Below are 17,937 nucleotides of genomic sequence, written 5' to 3' on the forward strand. Positions count from 1 at the left end.
CTCCTATGCTCCCACGCCGGGGCGCGCGAGGAGCTCGGCTGCGTGCTGGCGGGCCGTAGCCGAGTCCGGGTCGCCGGAAAGCATCCGGGCCAGCTCGGTCTCCCGGTCCGCACCGGTGACTGCCCGGATGTCGCTCGCGGTCACGGCTTCGCCCCGTTCCCGAGTGCTCTTGGTGACCACCAGGTGCCGGTCGGCGAACGCGGCCACCTGAGGGAGGTGGGTGACCACGATCACCTGGGTGTGCTCGGCGAGCTCGGCGAGTCGGCGGCCCACCTCGACCGCGGCTCGACCCCCGACGCCGGCGTCGACCTCGTCGAAGACGAACGTGGGCAGCGGCAGGTCGCCGGTCTCCGCCTGCTGCCGGGCCAGGGCCACCTCGAGCGCGAGCATCACCCGGGAGAGCTCACCACCGGAGGCACCCTTGCCCAACGGCCGAGCCGGCGCTCCGGGGTGCGCGCTGAGCAGCAGCTGCACGTCCTCGCCGCCCCACGGGCCGAGCTCGGCCAACGGGGTAGTCTGCACCGTCAGCGACGCACCGGGCATGGCCAGTCCGCGCAGCTCGGCGTCGGTGGCCTCGGTCATCGCCGCTGCGGCGCGAACCCGGCCGGCGGTGACCCGCTCGGCGAGGCTGCGCTCGGTCTCCTGCAGATCGGTCAGGCGAGCGATGAGGGCGTCCCGGCCGGCGCCGGGGGCGGTCAGCTCCGCGACCCGCGCGCGTGCTTGGTCGGCAAAGGCGAGCAGGTCGGCGAGCGTGCCGCCGTCGGTGTGGGCACGGACCAGTTCGTTGACCGCGGCACGCCGTTCGTGCACCTGCTCCAGCCGGTCCGGGTCGGCCTCCAGACCGGCGAGGTAGCTACCCATCTCGGTGAGCAGGTCGGAGAGCTGGTAGCTGACCGTGTCCAGCCGTTCGGTCCACTCGGACAAGGTCGGATCGTGCTCGGCCGCCGGCGTCAGCGTGCGGCGGGCGTGGTCGATGACGGCGAGCACGCCCTCGGGCGCGTCCGGGTCCTCGATCCCGCCGACCGCGTCGCGGGCGGTGCCGGCGGCCAGGCGGAGGTCCTCGACGTTGCCCAGCCGCTCCGCCTCGGCCCGCAGGTCACCGTCCTCACCGTCCCGGGGATCCAGGGCGTCGATGGCCTCGAGCGCGCGGGTGAGGTGCTCCAGCTCGTCCTCGCGAGCGCGGGAGTCTGCGTCCCAGCCCGCCAGCTCCTCCTCGGCACTCTGCCGGGCGGAGTGTGCCTCGGTGTAGCGGTGCAGCTCGGCGAGGTGGTCGCCGCCGGCGAAGCTGTCCAGCGCTCGGCGCTGCTGAGCGGGTGAGCGCAGCCGGAGCTGGTCGCTCTGCCCGTGCACGGTGATCAGGTCCGCCCCCACCTCGGCGAGCAGGCCCTGAGGCACGGATCGACCACCCAGATGTGCCCGAGAACGCCCCTGGGAGGCGACGGTGCGGACCACCAGGAGAGCGCCGTCGTCGAGAATCGCACCGGCCTCGGTGGCGCGCTCCAGGGCAGGGTGACCAGCGGGAGGGACGAACGTCCCTTCCACCGTGGCCCGCGCGCAGCCGGGCCGGACCGATTCCGGGTCGGCCTTACCGCCCAGGAGCAGGGAGAGGCCGGTGAGCACCATCGTCTTGCCTGCACCGGTCTCTCCGGTGATCACGGTCAGTCCGGGGTCGAGCTCGATCGGCGCCGACTCGATCACCCCGAGGTCGGTGATCGCGATCTCTTCGATCATGGGGCGTCCTTGCCGCCGCGCCAACCCGCCACCGGCAGGTTGAACTTGCCGACCAGGCGGTCGGTGAACGGGCTGAGGTTGAACCGGGCCAGACGTACTGGCTCGCTCCCCCGGACCACGTCGATACGTGAGCCCGGTGCGGCATCCAGGCGGCGGCGGCCGTCGCACCAGAGCACCGCCGGGGTGAAGCTGCGGCCGAGGACCTCCACGGTCATCCGGGAGTCCGGGCCGACCACCAGCGGGCGGGCGAACAGGCTGTGCGCGCTGATCGGGACCAGCAGCATCGCCGCCACGTCGGGCCAGACCACGGGCCCACCGCCGGAGAAGGCGTAGGCGGTGGAGCCGGTCGGGGTAGCCATCACCACGCCGTCGCAGCCGAACGTGGACAGGCCGCGATCGTCGATCCCGATCGCCACCTCGATCATCCGTTCCCGGTCCACCTTCTCCACACTGACCTCGTTCATCGCCCAGCCGTGCTCGCCAGGGCCGCCACCGGGTGGGGTGAGCGTCAGGTCCAGGGTCATCCGCTGCTCGACCTGGTAGTCATGGTCCGCGGCGCGGGCGACGACGTGCGCCACTCGGTCCACCTCGGACTCGGCGAGGAAGCCGACGTGGCCGAGGTTGATCCCGACCAGCGGGGTGCCCCGGCCGCGGACCAGCTCGGCGGCACGCAGGATGGTGCCGTCCCCGCCGAGGACGATCGCCAGCTCGATATCCCCGCCGTCGATCTCGTCCTCGCCGATCGGGGTCATCGCGTGCCGGCGCAGCTCGGTAGCGACCAGCTCGGCGGTGTGCAAGGCAGCGGGGCGGCTGGGGTGGGTGAGGATGAGGACGCGGCGGCTCACAGGTCCCTCTCCTCTGCCCGCTGCGGTGCCTCGCCCCGGCCTGCGGGGCCGGCGGCGATCGCATCGTCGATCATCTGCTCGATCTTCTCCTGGCTGTCGGTGCCACCGGCGTGCAGGTGCAGGAAGTACTCCACGTTGCCACTGGGCCCGGGCAGCGGGCTGGCGATCACGGCTCGCACTCCGCGGCCGAGCTCACCGGCCTTGGCGGCGACGGTGCGGACGGCCTCGGCGTGCAGGGCGCCATCGCGGACCACTCCCCCAGCGCCGAGACGGTCCTTACCGACCTCGAACTGCGGTTTGACCATCAGCAGCAGATCGGCGTCCGCAGCGGTCGCTGTCACCAGCGCAGGAAGTACCAATGTCAACGAGATGAAGGACAGGTCTGAGACCACCAGGCCCGGTGGGGGCGCGACAGCGGCGGGATCGAGCGTGCGGACGTTCGTGCGGTCCAGGACGGTCACCCGGTCATCGGTCTGCAGCGACCAGTCGAGCTGGCCGTAGCCGACGTCCACCGCCACGACGTGCACCGCTCCACGGCGCAGCAGCACATCGGTGAATCCGCCGGTGGAGGCGCCCGCGTCCAGAACCCGGCGGCCCGCGACCTGCGGAGCCGCGTCACCGAGGCCGTCCAGGGCGCCGGCGAGCTTGTGCCCGCCGCGGGAGACGTACTCCTCGGTCCCCTCCGGTGGGTCGAGCAGGCGTACGGCCCGGGCCGGATCGAGCTGGGTAGCCGCCTTGGTCGCCACGGTGCCGTCCAGCAGCACCCGCCCCTGACCGATCAGCTCCGAGGCGTGCTGCCGGGAGCGCGCCAGCGAGCGGCGCACGAGTTCGGCGTCGAGCCGTGCTCGGCGCGCCATCAGTCCTCCGCGTGCGCGAGCTGGTCCTGCAGCGTCGCCAGCACGTGCTCGAAGGCCGCCACATGCTCGGGGAGCGGTCGGTCGGCCAGGCCTTCCACGGCAGCGACGGCGGACTCGACCGGCTCGTCTGCATCCATGGCGGATTCCTCCCACTGTGTGTCGGCTGTCGGTCGTTACGCTACCTGGCCGGAGGCTCGCTCAGTCGGAGGCTAGGGCCACGGGTGCTGCGTTCGCGGCGAGCACGGTGGGCACGTCGGCCTCGTCGCTGGCTGCCCAGGCGGCGGCGCATGCGGCGCGCAGCTCGTCCAGCGTCACCTCTCCACCATCGACCGGCACGTCCCCGTCGGGGCGGCGCACGATGACGGTATCGCCACGTACCTCGGCGACGGCGTCCCGGCAGGTCCAGCTGCCATCCTCACCTCGGTCGGGGGCCGGGTGGGGCTCTCCGAGAGCGCGCAGGTCCGCGCCGAGGAACGTCGGGCGTTCCTCGGGCCGGGCGCGCAGCACCTCGGCCGGGCCGTCGACGCCGGTGAATACGTGCAGGCCCGGGTACCCGGCGGCGCGGGCGCCGGCCAGATCGGTGTTCAGCCGGTCACCGACCACTACCGGGTTCCGGGCGCCGGCCCGGCTGGCGGCCTGGGCGAAGATTCCCGGTTCCGGTTTGCCCGCTGACCGCGGCTGGACTCCGGTGGCGTGCACCACGGCAGCCACCAGCGCACCGTTGCCGATCGCCATCCCCCGGTCAGTGGGCAGGGTCGCGTCCAGGTTGCTGACCACATAGGTGGCACCGGCATTCAGCGCGTAGGTCGCTTCCGCAAGGTCGTACCAGCCCAGGCCCTTGTCCAAGCCCTGGACGACGACCGTAGGTCCTTCGTCCGCGCTCTCGACGACGGTGAGCCCCTCGTCCAGGAGTGCGCGGCGCAACCCCTCGCCACCGACCGGGAGTACCCGGGTGCCGTCGTCCGCATCGGCGGCGATCAGCCGCGCAGCGGCCTGCGCGGCCGTGGTCACCTCTTCCGGACCGGTCGGCGCACCGAGGTCGGTGAGGTGGCGGGCCACTGTGTCCGGGGTCCGGGACGCGTTGTTCGTGACGAACATCATCTGCATCCCGGCCTCGCGCGCCTCGGTCAGTGCACCTGAGGCGAACGGCACGGCGAGATCGCCGCGGTAGACCACCCCGTCCAGATCGAGCAGCGCGACATCGAAGGCCACTCGCAACGGCTCTTCGCAGCCTTCCAGGGTGTTCGGGTCAGCCATCGGCCGCCCCGTCCTCTCGGCCGTGGCCGGGTGAGCGTCGATCATTCGCTCCGGCGGGGGCGTCATTCTCGACAGGGATCGCCAGCTCCGCGAAGGACACCTCTTCCTCCTCGGGCTCCACGTCGGGGATCGTGGCCTCCAGTGCGTCAGCGTCCGCATCCCGACCGGCGGCGCGCAGTGCGGTGACACGTGCGTGCGCTACCCGGACCTTCATGTCGTCGTCGCTCACACCGCGGACGAGGTCCTGGTCCAGTACGAGCAGAGCGGCTTGGGGCTGATCCAGGTCCAGCCGGGCGCCACTGGCCACGATGGCCAGCTCGACCCGGTCCGTCTCGGACATGTCCTTGCTCGGTGGCGCGGCGGCAAGGTCCAACGCACGCTCGGGCCGGCCCAGCCCGCGTTCGCAGTCCGCCTCGATCGCCCGGAGAGCGTCCAGGCCGCTGAGCCGGCGGACGGTACGGATCTCGCGGAGCGCTTCGGCATACCGACCGGTGGCATACGCGGTCAGCGCCACGGCCTCGCGGACCACGTCCACGCGACCTGCCCGACGCATAGCGGACTGTGCGTGCTGGTAAGCGAGCTCGGGGTCACTCTCGACAAGGTTTCCGGCCATCACGAGGTGACGACCGACCCGATTCGCGCTCTCCTTGCTCAGCGTGCGCAACCGCTGCCGGGCCTGCCGGTCCAGCTGATCGAACGTCACGTCGTCATCGATGACCGGATCGAACGGACGGTCGGCCTGTGGCGGTCGCGCTTCACCGCGCGGCAGCGGCCGCCGTTGCTCCCCGTCTGACCGCGGTCCACGGCCGCCGGGCCCTGATCCTCGTGTCGCGGAACTCATCGGACGCTCGCCGCGGTACCCGCGCCGAGCGTCCTCCCCACGACCGGCACGCGGGGCTCCTGCGCCCCCACGCCCGGCACCGGGACCGCCGGAACGGCGTCCGTCACGAAAGGAACCGCCGGCGCTGCGGGAACCGTCACCGGTACCGGGGGCGCCGCCAGAACGACCTCCGTCACCGCCACGTTGCCGATCGCCGTAGCCGCCACGGGAGCGGCCACCGTCCGGCATGCCGCCGCTCCCGCGGGGCCGGCCACCATCACGAGCGCCGCCCGCGCCACGGCCCACACCGCGATCCTCCCGACGCGGGCCGGACGGCCGGAACTCCGCCCGCGACTCGCCAGAACGGGTCTGATCGCGACCGGCGCCCTCGGCCCGACCGTGGGGGGATCGCCGAGACGGCTCGCCGTCTCGTTCGTCGCTGTTCTCAGCCTCGCCGGCCATCACAATCCCTCTCCGCTGTTCAAGTACTCCGCCAGCGTACCCGCCAACAACCTGGTGCAGCCGCGCAGCAACGCCAGTTGTGCCCACTCCCACAGTGGCGCCTGGTTGGTTAGGGGGTGGTTAACGCAGTCAAGCCACCCCGGGGTGGGGTGGCTTGACTGGAATGGTTGTCCGGCGGTGTCCTACTCTCCCACGACCTCGCGGTCGCAGTACCATCGGCGCTGAGGGGCTTAGCTTCCGGGTTCGGGATGGATCCGGGCGTTTCCCGCCTCGCTATGGCCGCCGTAACTCTATGGAGATATCAAACCCCGGGGCCCCCCGTGTTGACACCGGTGGTGTGGTGGGGGTGGTGGTTGCCGGTATCTCGGGAACCGCACAGTGGACGCCTAGCAGTGATGATTTTGGGTCACTACCCCCTTGGGGGTGGTGTGTGTTTAAGTCTTTGGCGTATTAGTACCGGTCAGCTTCATGAGTCTTGAGTCCTCACTTCCACATCCGGCCTATCAACCCAGTGTTCTAGCTGGGAGCCTCTCGGGGCACAAAGTCCCCTAGGAAATCTCATCTTGAAGCAGGCTTCCCGCTTAGATGCTTTCAGCGGTTATCCCTTCCCAACGTAGCTAACCAGCCGTGCTCCTGGCGGAACAACTGGCACACCAGAGGTTAGTCCGTCCCGGTCCTCTCGTACTAGGGACAGGCCTTCTCAAATTTCCTGCGCGCGCAGCGGATAGGGACCGAACTGTCTCACGACGTTCTAAACCCAGCTCGCGTACCGCTTTAATGGGCGAACAGCCCAACCCTTGGGACCAACTCCAGCCCCAGGATGCGACGAGCCGACATCGAGGTGCCAAACCATGCCGTCGATATGGACTCTTGGGCAAGATCAGCCTGTTATCCCCGGGGTACCTTTTATCCGTTGAGCGACGGCGCTTCCACGAGCCACCGTCGGGTCACTAGTTCCGACTTTCGTCCCTGCTCGACCTGTACGTCTCACAGTCAAGCTCCCTTGTGTACTTACACTCGACACCTGATTGCCAACCAGGCTGAGGGAACCTTTGAGCGCCTCCGTTACTTTTTAGGAGGCAACCGCCCCAGTTAAACTACCCACCAGGCACTGTCCCTGATCCGGATCACGGACCGAGGTTAGATATCCAGAACGACCAGAGTGGTATTTCAACGTTGACTCCACACCCGCTGGCGCGGATGCTTCAATGTCTCCCACCTATCCTACACAAGCCGTACCGAACACCAATACCAAGCTATAGTAAAGGTCCCGGGGTCTTTCCGTCCTGCTGCGCGTAACGAGCATCTTTACTCGTAGTGCAATTTCGCCGAGTTCACGGTCGAGACAGCGGAGAAGTCGTTGCGCCATTCGTGCAGGTCGGAACTTACCCGACAAGGAATTTCGCTACCTTAGGATGGTTATAGTTACCACCGCCGTTTACTGGGGCTTAAATTCTGAGCTTCGCCCACAAGGGGCTGACCCGTCCTCTTAACCTTCCAGCACTGGGCAGGCGTCAGTCCGTATACATCGTCTTGCGACTTCGCACGGACCTGTGTTTTTAATAAACAGTCGCTTCTCCCTGGTCTCTGCGGCCCTCAAACGCTCTCTACCGCAAAGGGTAGGTCACGCCTCAGGCCCCCCTTCTCCCGAAGTTACGGGGGCATTTTGCCGAGTTCCTTAACCATGATTCTCTCGATCGCCTTAGTATTCTCTACCTGACCACCTGAGTCGGTTTAGGGTACGGGCGGCTAGAACCTCGCGTCGAGGTTTTTCTCGGCAGCATAGGATCACCCAATCATCCAGCATACGCTGTCACCATCAGTTCTCAGGCTATATGAGGTGCGGATTTGCCTACACCTCGCCCTACAACCTTGGACGTGCCAAGCCATAAGACACGCTGGGCTACCTTTCTGCGTCACCCCTGTTAATACGCTTACCTACTGCCGGTTCGGGTCACGCGCTCCACCAATACTCCTTGTCCCGAAGGACTCGGTAGCACTGGTTTCGGGCGTTTAGCATCACCGGGCTCGGTATGGGCGGTTCTTCGCCGGTAGCAGAATATCAACTGCTTGTCCATCGACTACGCCTGTCGGCCTCGCCTTAGGTCCCGACTTACCCAGGGCGGATTAACCTGGCCCTGGAACCCTTGGTCATTCGGCGGACGGGTTTCTCACCCGTCTTTCGCTACTCATGCCTGCATTCTCACTCGTGTGGCGTCCACGGCTAGGTCACCCTGCCGCTTCACTCCCCACACGACGCTCCCCTACCCATCCACACACCTGGACCAAGTCCCACAAGGAGACCAGGCCTGGTTACTGCATGAATGCCACAGCTTCGGCGGTGTACTTGAGCCCCGCTATATTGTCGGCGCAGAATCACTTGACCAGTGAGCTATTACGCACTCTTTCAAGGGTGGCTGCTTCTAAGCCAACCTCCTGGTTGTCTGTGCAACTCCACATCCTTTCCCACTTAGCACACGCTTAGGGGCCTTAGCTGGTGGTCTGGGCTGTTTCCCTCTCGACTACGAAGCTTATCCCCCGCAGTCTCACTGCCGCGCTCACACTTACCGGCATTCGGAGTTTGGTTGACGTCAGTAACCTGGTTGGGCCCATCAGCCATCCAGTAGCTCTACCTCCGGTAAGGAATACGCGACGCTGCACCTAAATGCATTTCGGGGAGAACCAGCTATCACGAAGTTTGATTGGCCTTTCACCCCTATCCACAGCTCATCCCCCAGTTTTCAACCTAGGTGGGTGCGGTCCTCCACGCGGTTTTACTCGCGCTTCAACCTGGCCATGGATAGATCACTTCGCTTCGGGTCTAGAACACGCGACTATGGCGCCCTATTCGGACTCGCTTTCGCTACGGCTCCCCCACACGGGTTAACCTCGCCACATGCCACTAACTCGCAGGCTCATTCTTCAAAAGGCACGCTGTCACCCCAACTAAGGAGGCTCCAACGGATTGTAAGCACACGGTTTCAGGTACTATTTCACTCCCCTCCCGGGGTACTTTTCACCTTTCCCTCACGGTACTTGTCCGCTATCGGTCACCAGGTAGTATTTAGGCTTACCAAGTGGTCTTGGCAGATTCGCACGGGATTTCTCGGGCCCCGTACTACTTGGGATACTCATCAGGAGGCTACGCAATTTCGTCTACGGGAGTCACACCCTCTATGCTTGGCCTTTCAAGACCATTCGACTACCACGTAACTTTGTAACTCCTCACCAGCTCGGCAGAACCAGTCAACGAGTCCCACAACCCCACAAGTGCAACGCCTGCCGGCTATCACACACCCATGGTTTAGCCTCATCCGCTTTCGCTCGCCACTACTCACGGAATATCTCTTCCTGCGGGTACTGAGATGTTTCACTTCCCCGCGTTCCCTCCACGCACCCTATATATTCAGGCACGGGTAACCGGGCATGACCCCGGCCGGGTTTCCCCATTCGGACATCCTCGGATCAAAGCTCGTTTGCCAACTCCCCGAGGCTTATCGCAGGCTACTACGTCCTTCATCGGCTCCTGGTGCCAAGGCATCCACCGAATGCTCTTACTAACTTAAACCACAAAAATCAAAGATGCTCGCGTCCACTGTGCAGTTCTCAAGCTACCGACGATCCCACCACCAACCACAGAAAACCCTGCAGCCGACCAGCAGGCCGTACCACCAAACAACAACCCACCCCTAACGGAGTAGCTCGCTGCCCGGGAGCCCAACAGTGTGCCCCCACACCACCAGCCCCGCATAAAACAGGACCCGATGTGGGGAGTAATGATCGATGTTCCACCCATGAGCAACCAACCCACACACACTCGGTGTAGGCCTGGCCCTGCACACCCCCACCACATGAGCGGGGAATGTGTAGAAGCTCCTTAGAAAGGAGGTGATCCAGCCGCACCTTCCGGTACGGCTACCTTGTTACGACTTCGTCCCAATCGCCAATCCCACCTTCGACAGCTCCTCCCCACAAGGGGTTAGGCCACCGGCTTCGGGTGTTACCGACTTTCATGACGTGACGGGCGGTGTGTACAAGGCCCGAGAACGTATTCACCGCAGCGTTGCTGATCTGCGATTACTAGCGACTCCGACTTCATGGGGTCGAGTTGCAGACCCCAATCCGAACTGAGACCGGCTTTATGAGATTCGCTCCACCTCACGGTATCGCAGCCCTCTGTACCGGCCATTGTAGCATGCGTGAAGCCCAAGACATAAGGGGCATGATGATTTGACGTCATCCCCACCTTCCTCCGAGTTGACCCCGGCAGTCTCCTATGAGTCCCCACCATCACGTGCTGGCAACATAGGACAAGGGTTGCGCTCGTTGCGGGACTTAACCCAACATCTCACGACACGAGCTGACGACAACCATGCACCACCTGTACACCAGTGTCCAAAGAGCACTCTATCTCTAGAGCGTTCTGGTGTATGTCAAGCCTTGGTAAGGTTCTTCGCGTTGCATCGAATTAATCCGCATGCTCCGCCGCTTGTGCGGGCCCCCGTCAATTCCTTTGAGTTTTAGCCTTGCGGCCGTACTCCCCAGGCGGGGCACTTAATGCGTTAGCTGCGGCGCAGAATCCGTGGAATGGACCCCACACCTAGTGCCCAACGTTTACGGCATGGACTACCAGGGTATCTAATCCTGTTCGCTACCCATGCTTTCGCTCCTCAGCGTCAGTAGTGGCCCAGAGACCTGCCTTCGCCATCGGTGTTCCTCCTGATATCTGCGCATTCCACCGCTACACCAGGAATTCCAGTCTCCCCTACCACACTCTAGTCTGCCCGTACCCGATGCAAGCTCAAGGTTGAGCCTTGAGTTTTCACACCAGACGCGACAAACCGCCTACGAGCTCTTTACGCCCAATAATTCCGGACAACGCTTGCGCCCTACGTATTACCGCGGCTGCTGGCACGTAGTTAGCCGGCGCTTCTTCTGCAGGTACCGTCACCCCGAAAGGCTTCTTCCCTACTGAAAGAGGTTTACAACCCGAAGGCCGTCATCCCTCACGCGGCGTCGCTGCATCAGGCTTTCGCCCATTGTGCAAGATTCCCCACTGCTGCCTCCCGTAGGAGTCTGGGCCGTGTCTCAGTCCCAGTGTGGCCGGTCACCCTCTCAGGCCGGCTACCCGTCGTCGCCTTGGTAGGCCATTACCCCACCAACAAGCTGATAGGCCGCGAGTCCATCCCCCACCAATAAATCTTTCCGAATCCCACCATGCGAAAGGACCCGAATATCCAGTATTAGACGCCGTTTCCAGCGCTTATCCCAGAGAAGAGGGCAGGTTACTCACGTGTTACTCACCCGTTCGCCACTAATCCCCCAGTGCAAGCACCAGGATCATCGTTCGACTTGCATGTGTTAAGCACGCCGCCAGCGTTCGTCCTGAGCCAGGATCAAACTCTCCATACAAAGCCATAAACACCACACCCAAAATAAAGGCGCAGCATCAACAACCATACGAAAACAAAAACCCTGACCAAACAACCACCCCCAAGACGGGATCCCGAAGGCAGCCATTCAACCAATAAAAAACTGGCATCAATCACTACAAACACACTGTTGAGTTCTCAAACAACGAACACACACCATCAAACCCACCCACAACAGGCAAGCCATCCGGGGCAACCGCTCTACTATACCCCACCGTCTCGAGCTTGGTCAACGTGGTTCCGTGCCTCTCGGCCGGCTTCCGTGACCGCGACTCAACGCGACGATCCGGGTCCGCCCGGTGAACCACTCTCGTGTCTCACCGGCCGTGTGTCCCTACGGGGATCCGGCCACCAGATCGGTGTCCGTTCCTCCCTCGTTCGGGGCAACGGATATGAACATTACGGGTCCTGCGGCGAAGCGTCAAGTTCGCACCGAACCGGGCCGCGAGCGCCCGGCTTCGACCGCATTGACCGCTCTGACCTGCGGTTTCATGGCGCCACTGGTGGTTGGCGCAGCGCCCTCCGGGCACCGGCCGACCACCGATGTGGCGTGACTCACGCGGGTGGTGCGGTGTGCTCGCCGGCAGAGTCGGCGGCGGCAGAGGCAACCGCCAACGATTTCCGGCCACGGCGGACCAGCGCCAGGTTGCCGGCGAGCAGATCAGCCGCGGCGATCGGCGCATCGGCGTCAGCGACCTTCACGTTGTTCAGGTACGCGCCACCGGACTCGATCACGCGGCGAGCCGCCTTGCGGCCCTTCTCCAGCCCGGTGGCCACCAGTGCGTCCACTGCCGTCGACTCCCCCGGCGTGATGCCACCGCGTGGCAGCTCGGCCACAGCGTCGGTGAGGGTCGCCGCGTCCAACGCCTGCAGGTCCCCGCTGCCGAACAGCGCGGCGGAGGCGGCCTCGACCCGATCGGTCGCATCCGGCCCGTGCACCAGCGCGGTGACCTCTCGGGCGAGGCTGCGCTGGGCGGCACGTGCTTTGGGGGCGGCGCGGGTCTGTTCGGCCAGTTCCTCGATCTCCACTCGGCTGAGGAAGGTGAAGGTCTTCAACCAGTCGATCGCGTCCGCATCCGCGGCGTTCAGCCAGAACTGGTAGAAGGCGTAGGGACTCATCATGTCCGGCGCTAGCCAGACCGCCCCGCCTTCGGTCTTTCCGAACTTGGTGCCGTCGGCCTTGGTGATCAGCGGGGTGGTGAGCACGTGCGCGCTCTTGCCCTCCACCTTGTGAATCAGGTCCACCCCGGAGAGCAGGTTGCCCCACTGGTCGTTGCCACCGGTCTGCAGAGTGCACCCGTACCGCCGGTAAAGCTCCAGGTAGTCCATCCCCTGCAGGATCTGGTAGCTGAACTCGGTGAAGCTGATTCCGTCCTCGCTGGCCAGGCGCCGCGCGACGGTGTCCTTGGCGAGCATGGTGCCGAGCCGGTAGTGCTTGCCGATCTCCCGGAGGAAGTCGATCGCGGACAACGGTGCGGTCCAGTCCAGGTTGTTCACCAGCAGCGCGGGGTTGTCCCCGTCGAAGTCGAGGAACCGGGAGACCTGCGCCTTCAACCGTTCGGTCCACTCGGCCACCACATCCTTGGTGTTCATCGTGCGCTCACCGGACATCCGCGGGTCACCGATCATCCCAGTGGCACCGCCGACCAGCGCGATCGCCCGGTGTCCGGCCTGCTGCAAGTGACGCAGCAGGACGAGCTGCACCAGGTGGCCGTGGTGCAGGCTGGGTCCGGTCGGGTCGAACCCGCAGTAGTAGGTGACCGGTCCGCTCGAGAGTGCCTCCTCCAGGGCCGCTAGGTCGGTGGACTGGGCAATCAGTCCACGCCAGCGCAACTCGTCGAGAATCTCGTTCACGTCTACCTTCCTTCGCTGCAGCGCGCCTACCGTCTGCCGACTGGTGCCGACAGTCCGGGACGCCGGGCCAACCCTACCGGCGGCGGCTGCGCACCTGGCCCGGCCGGTAGGCACTCACGTGCCGGTCCTCGGTCAGCCAGAACCGCCACGGGAAGCGCTTCTCGCCACCGGCACCGCTGACCCCGACGCGCGGTCCGGTGCTGATCTGCTCGGCGCCGACCTGGCCTGCGCCGGTGAGCAGCAACCCACGCCCAGGGGCGGGCTCGGACAATCCCACGGCCACGCCGTCGTCCTCCCGGGTGAGAGCTAGCGCCACAGTGAGCCGCGCCGGCCCCCGGGCGAGATCGACGTCGGTGCGGCACACCCCGGCGGCCTGACGCCGCCGCCGGGCGGTCTCCACCCCAGCCATCACCTCCCCGGAACGCAGCAGCACCGCTGACGACTCGCCGTCGGGCGAACAGACGAGATTCATACAGTGGTGCAGCCCCAGATGCCGGTAGATGTAGAGATGGCCAGGCGGGCCGAACATCGTGACCGTGCGGGCACTGGCGCCGCGGTAGGCGTGCGATCCCGGGTCCGATGTGCCCTGATAGGCCTCCACCTCGGTCAGTCGCACGCTGACCGCGTCGGCACCCTCGCCGCAGGTGAGCACGGCCCCGAGCAGCAGCGGAGCGACCTCGGTTGCTGGCCGGGTCAGGTCGAGCACGCGAGTCATGAGGTGATCCTGCCCCAACCGTCCACGCGCACCTGCGCCAGATCGCGGGTACGGACTCGGGCGAAGACCTCCCGTTCCTCGCGCATCCACTCGCGCCAGTGCCCCTCGGCGGCCACACCGTCCCGGGCCAGGCCGCGGGCCAGGCGCATAGCGTCGTCGGCCGACACCCAAACGATCACCGAGAAGAAGCCGCGGGTGCCGGCGCGCACGCAGCCCACACCTTCCACCACGAGGGTGCCGCCGGGGTGCACCTCGTGGGTCTCGGCGAGCTCTTCGGCGTGCCAGTCGTAGCGGCGGTAGCGTCCCACCCGGCCCAACCAGAGTGGGGCGAGGATCTCCTCCCGGAGCCGGTCGGCGGAGCCTTCCAGCCCGCTCCAGCCCAGGTAGAGGTCGTCCATCTGCACCAGCTGGGCACCCGCGGCGTCGGCGAGCGCACCGGCCAGAGTGGTCTTACCCGAGCCGGCCGGCCCGTCCACAGCGATCACTGTGGTGGTCCCGCACTGCGGTCCGCGCGCCCGGGCCAGCCGGGTGATCGACTCGAGAGTCTCGGTCGGGATCATGTCCGTGCCGATCAAGCACTCGCCAGGTCGGCGCGGTAGATCTCCACGTGGCGGCGGGCCACGGTGAGCTGTTCGGCCACCCGGGCCGGGGCGGTCCCGCCGACGGCGTCACGCGAGCTGAGCGAACCGGTGAGGGTGAGTACCTCGCGCACCTGGGGGGTGAGTGCCGGATCGATACCGGCCAGTTGGGCGTCGGTCAGGTCCCAGAGCTCGATCCCGTGTTCCTCGCACACGCGCACGCACGCGCCGGCAAGCTCGTGGGCGCGCCGGAACGGCACCCCCTGGCGCACCAACCACTCGGCGATGTCGGTGGCCAGGGCAAAGCCCTGCGGGGCGAGCTCGGCCATCCGGTCGGTGTGGAAGGTCAGGGTGGCGACCATCCCGGCCACTGCCGGCAGCAGCAGGTCCAGGGTGTCGATCGCGTCGAACACCGGCTCCTTGTCCTCCTGCAGGTCCCGGTTGTAGGCCAGCGGCAGCCCCTTGAGGGTGGCCAGCAGGCCAGTGAGGTCACCGATCAGCCGGCCGGCCTTTCCGCGGGCCAGCTCGGCCACGTCCGGGTTCTTCTTCTGCGGCATGATCGAGGAGCCGGTGGAGAATGCGTCGTCGAGGGTGACGAAGCCGAACTCCTTGGTAGCCCAGAGGATCACCTCTTCGCTCAGCCGGGACAGGTCCACGCCGATCATCGCGGTGACGAAGGAGAACTCGGCGACCACATCCCGTGCGGCAGTGCCGTCGATGGAGTTCTCCACAGGTGCGTCGAAGCCGAGGTCGGCGGCCACCGCCGCAGGGTCCAGCCCGAGCGAGGACCCGGCCAGGGCACCGGACCCGTACGGCGACCGGGCGGCGCGGGCATCCCAGTCCCGCAGCCGGTGCACATCGCGCAACAGCGGCCAGGCGTGCGCCAGCAGGTGGTGGGCCAGCAGCACCGGCTGGGCGTGCTGCAGGTGGGTGCGGCCGGGCATCGGGGCATCCGGGTGTGCGCCGGCCTGCTCGGTCAGCGCGTCGACCACGTCCAGGACTCCGGAGGCGATCTCCCGGGCCCGGGCACGCAGGTACATCCGCACCAGGGTGGCGATCTGGTCGTTCCGGGAGCGTCCGGCGCGCAGCTTGCCACCGAGCTCGGGCCCGGCGCGTTCGATCAGGCCGCGCTCCAGCGCGGAGTGCACGTCCTCGTCGTCGGCCGCGGCCAGGAACTCCCCGGAGCGCACGTCCGCCTCGAGCCGGTCGAGCGCCTGCAGCATGCCCGCCAGCTCGGTGTCGGTGAGCAGCTCGGCATGGTGCAGCACGCGGGCGTGCGCGCGAGAACCGGCCAGGTCCTCACCGGCGAGCCGCCAGTCGAAGTGGGTGGACTTGCTCAGCGCGGCGAGCGCGTCCGCCGGCCCGCCGCTGAACCGCCCGCCCCAGAGCGAGCCGGAAGCGCCTGGGTTCTCGGCCATCAGTCCGTCCCCTCCTCCATGGCTGCGGCCTCCAGTGCGGTCTCGGCGTCGTCGGCCGCACCCGGGTTGGCGGAGATCGTCTCGGCGCCGCCCGCGGGCAGCTCACCGAACAGGGTGCCGTTCTCCACCAGCACCTGCCCCTGGTCCACCGGCTGCTCGGCGTACTGTTCCAGCCGGGCGCGAGAATCGGCGATGTCCAGGTTGCGCATGGTGAGCTGACCGATCCGGTCGGTCGGGCCGAAGGCGGCGTTCTCGGTGCGTTCCATGGACAGCTTGTCCGGGTGGTAGGAGAACGCGGGGCCGTCGGTGCGCAGGATGGTGTAGTCCTCGCCGCGGCGCAGCCGCAGGGTCACCTCGCCGGTGACCACCGAGGCGATCCACCGCTGGATCGACTCCCGAATCATCAGCGCCTGCGGGTCCAGCCAGCGGCCTTCGTAGAGCAGCCGGCCCAGCCGACGGCCCTCGGCGTGGTAGTTGGCGATGGTGTCCTCGTTGTGGATCGCAGCCACCAGGCGCTCGTAGGCGATGAACAGCAGCGCGATCCCGGGGGCCTCGTAGATGCCGCGGGACTTCGCCTCGATGATCCGGTTCTCGATCTGGTCGGACATGCCGAGGCCGTGCCGACCACCGATCGTGTTCGCCTCGTGCACCAGGGCGACCGCGTCGGTGAATCGCTGGCCGTTGATCGCCACCGGGCGGCCCTGCTCGAACCGCACGGTGACGTCCTCGGGGGCGATGTCCACGGCCGGGTCCCAGAACTTCACACCCATGATCGGGTCGACGACCTCCAGCGGCACGTCCAGGTGCTCCAGGGTCTTCGCCTCGTGGGTCGCGCCCCAGATGTTGGCGTCGGTGGAGTACGCCTTCTCGGCGCTGTCCCGGTAGGGCAGGTTGTGCTCGGTGAGCCATTCACTCATCTCGGAGCGCCCGCCCAGCTCGGACACGAACGCCGGGTCCAGCCACGGCTTGTAGATCCGCAGCGACGGGTTGGCGAGCAGCCCGTAGCGGTAGAATCGCTCGATGTCGTTGCCCTTGAAGGTGGAGCCGTCGCCCCAGATCTCCACACCGTCGGCCTGCATGGCGCGCACCAGGAGGGTGCCGGTCACCGCCCGTCCCAGCGGTGTGGTGTTGAAGTAGTAACGCCCGCCACTGCGGATGTGGAAGGCGCCGCAGGCCACTGCCGCGAGGCCTTCCTCGACCAGCGCGGACTTGCAGTCCACGGCACGGGAGAGCTCGGCGCCGTAGGCCAGGGCGCGGCCGGGGACCTGGTCGATCTCCGGCTCGTCGTACTGGCCCAGGTCGGCGGTGTAGGTGCACGGGACGGCGCCGTGGTGGCGCATCCACGCGACGGCGACCGAGGTGTCCAGACCTCCGGAGAAGGCGATGCCTACCCGCTCGCCGACCGGCAGTTCTGTCAGTACCTTGCTCACTGGTTCTCCTCGGGGGTGGTGGGGTCTCGTTCAGTGTCGCGGCCGGAGGCCAGGTCCAGGAAGAGTCCGGCCACAGCGGCTCCGCCATCAGGGTCTGCGGCGATCACCAGCACAGTGTCGTCCCCGGCGATCGTGCCGATCACCGGCGGGAGCACGGAATGGTCGATCGCCGATGCCAAGAATTGTGCCGCGCCCGGTGGGGTGCGCAGGACCACGAGGTTGCCGGAGTACTCGGCGGCCACCAGCAGCTCGGTGCACAACCGAGCCAGCCGGGCAGCGAGCTGTTCCCGCGATCCGGGGTCGGCGTACCCGAACGGTCCTTCCGGCGGCAGGGCGTACTGCTGGTTTCCGTCGGCGCTGCGTACCTTGTGCGCGCGCAGCTCGTCCAGGTCCCGGGACAGGGTCGCCTGGGTCACCGTCGCACCCCGATCGGCGAGCAGCGCCTGCAGGTCCGCCTGGGAACGCACCGGACGGGCGGTGATCACCTCGCGGATGAGGGCGTGCCGGGCAGCTTTGGTGGCCGGGATGCTCATCGGGG

The 17,937-nt window shown here is 66.6% G+C and carries 12 protein-coding genes and 3 rRNA genes; all 15 read right to left on the reverse strand.

The window, feature by feature from the left end:
- Window positions 1-3: 3 nt before the first annotated feature.
- The 15 genes from recN to FU260_RS14655 all read right to left on the reverse strand — a co-directional run bounded on the left by recN (window position 4) and on the right by FU260_RS14655 (window position 17,932).
- Window positions 4-1,731 carry a DNA repair protein RecN gene (gene recN, locus FU260_RS14590; protein WP_147917721.1) on the reverse strand — a complete coding sequence of 576 codons (1,728 nt, stop codon included), beginning with the start codon at window positions 1,729-1,731 and terminating at the stop codon, window positions 4-6.
- Entirely contained in the window at window positions 1,728-2,576 is an 849-nt protein-coding gene (locus FU260_RS14595) for an NAD kinase (protein WP_235912497.1), read from the reverse strand. Before FU260_RS14595 ends, recN begins: the two co-directional genes overlap by 4 nt.
- Complete coding sequence (locus tag FU260_RS14600; RefSeq protein ID WP_147917722.1) at window positions 2,573-3,433, reverse strand: TlyA family RNA methyltransferase; 861 nt, start codon at window positions 3,431-3,433, stop codon at window positions 2,573-2,575. Before FU260_RS14600 ends, FU260_RS14595 begins: the two co-directional genes overlap by 4 nt.
- Window positions 3,433-3,570, reverse strand: coding sequence for a hypothetical protein (locus tag FU260_RS23620; RefSeq protein ID WP_168211780.1), 138 nt, complete (start codon window positions 3,568-3,570; stop codon window positions 3,433-3,435). The genes FU260_RS14600 and FU260_RS23620 overlap by 1 nt, the downstream gene beginning before the upstream one ends.
- Before the next feature lie 61 nt (window positions 3,571-3,631).
- On the reverse strand, window positions 3,632-4,690 hold the full coding sequence (locus FU260_RS14605; RefSeq protein ID WP_147917723.1) for an HAD-IIA family hydrolase: 1,059 nt from the start codon (window positions 4,688-4,690) through the stop codon (window positions 3,632-3,634).
- Window positions 4,683-5,393 carry a hypothetical protein gene (locus tag FU260_RS14610; RefSeq protein WP_147917724.1) on the reverse strand — a complete coding sequence of 237 codons (711 nt, stop codon included), beginning with the start codon at window positions 5,391-5,393 and terminating at the stop codon, window positions 4,683-4,685. The genes FU260_RS14605 and FU260_RS14610 overlap by 8 nt, the downstream gene beginning before the upstream one ends.
- Before the next feature lie 748 nt (window positions 5,394-6,141).
- A 5S ribosomal RNA gene (rrf, locus tag FU260_RS14615) occupies window positions 6,142-6,259 on the reverse strand.
- 143 nt (window positions 6,260-6,402) lie between these two features.
- Window positions 6,403-9,540: ribosomal RNA gene (locus tag FU260_RS14620) — 23S ribosomal RNA — on the reverse strand.
- A 313-nt stretch (window positions 9,541-9,853) separates the two neighbouring features.
- Window positions 9,854-11,384 (reverse strand): 16S ribosomal RNA (locus FU260_RS14625).
- The 16S, 23S and 5S rRNA genes sit together here, the layout of an rRNA operon.
- A gap of 575 nt (window positions 11,385-11,959) precedes the next feature.
- Window positions 11,960-13,258: a tyrosine--tRNA ligase gene (gene tyrS, locus FU260_RS14630; protein ID WP_147917725.1), complete on the reverse strand. Its 1,299-nt coding sequence runs from the start codon at window positions 13,256-13,258 to the stop codon at window positions 11,960-11,962.
- Between the two features lie 73 nt (window positions 13,259-13,331).
- Entirely contained in the window at window positions 13,332-13,973 is a 642-nt protein-coding gene (locus FU260_RS14635) for a DNA-3-methyladenine glycosylase (protein WP_147917726.1), read from the reverse strand.
- Window positions 13,970-14,533, reverse strand: a complete 564-nt coding sequence (locus FU260_RS14640; protein ID WP_147917727.1) for a nucleoside/nucleotide kinase family protein — start codon at window positions 14,531-14,533, stop codon at window positions 13,970-13,972. Before FU260_RS14640 ends, FU260_RS14635 begins: the two co-directional genes overlap by 4 nt.
- 11 nt (window positions 14,534-14,544) lie before the next feature.
- A complete protein-coding gene (argH, locus tag FU260_RS14645; RefSeq protein ID WP_147917728.1) occupies window positions 14,545-15,969 on the reverse strand; it encodes an argininosuccinate lyase in 1,425 nt (474 codons plus the stop codon).
- Window positions 15,969-17,399 (reverse strand): argininosuccinate synthase, encoded by a 1,431-nt coding sequence (gene argG, locus FU260_RS14650; protein ID WP_147917729.1) that lies wholly within the window; start codon window positions 17,397-17,399, stop codon window positions 15,969-15,971. Before argG ends, argH begins: the two co-directional genes overlap by 1 nt.
- The gene (locus FU260_RS14655; RefSeq protein WP_147917730.1) at window positions 17,396-17,932 is read right to left on the reverse strand and encodes an arginine repressor; all 537 of its coding nucleotides are present in this window, start codon (window positions 17,930-17,932) and stop codon (window positions 17,396-17,398) included. The genes argG and FU260_RS14655 overlap by 4 nt, the downstream gene beginning before the upstream one ends.
- Between the last annotated feature and the right edge of the window lie 5 nt (window positions 17,933-17,937).

This window comes from Ruania zhangjianzhongii (assembly GCF_008000995.1).
Classification (GTDB): Bacteria; Actinomycetota; Actinomycetes; order Actinomycetales; family Beutenbergiaceae; genus Ruania; species Ruania zhangjianzhongii.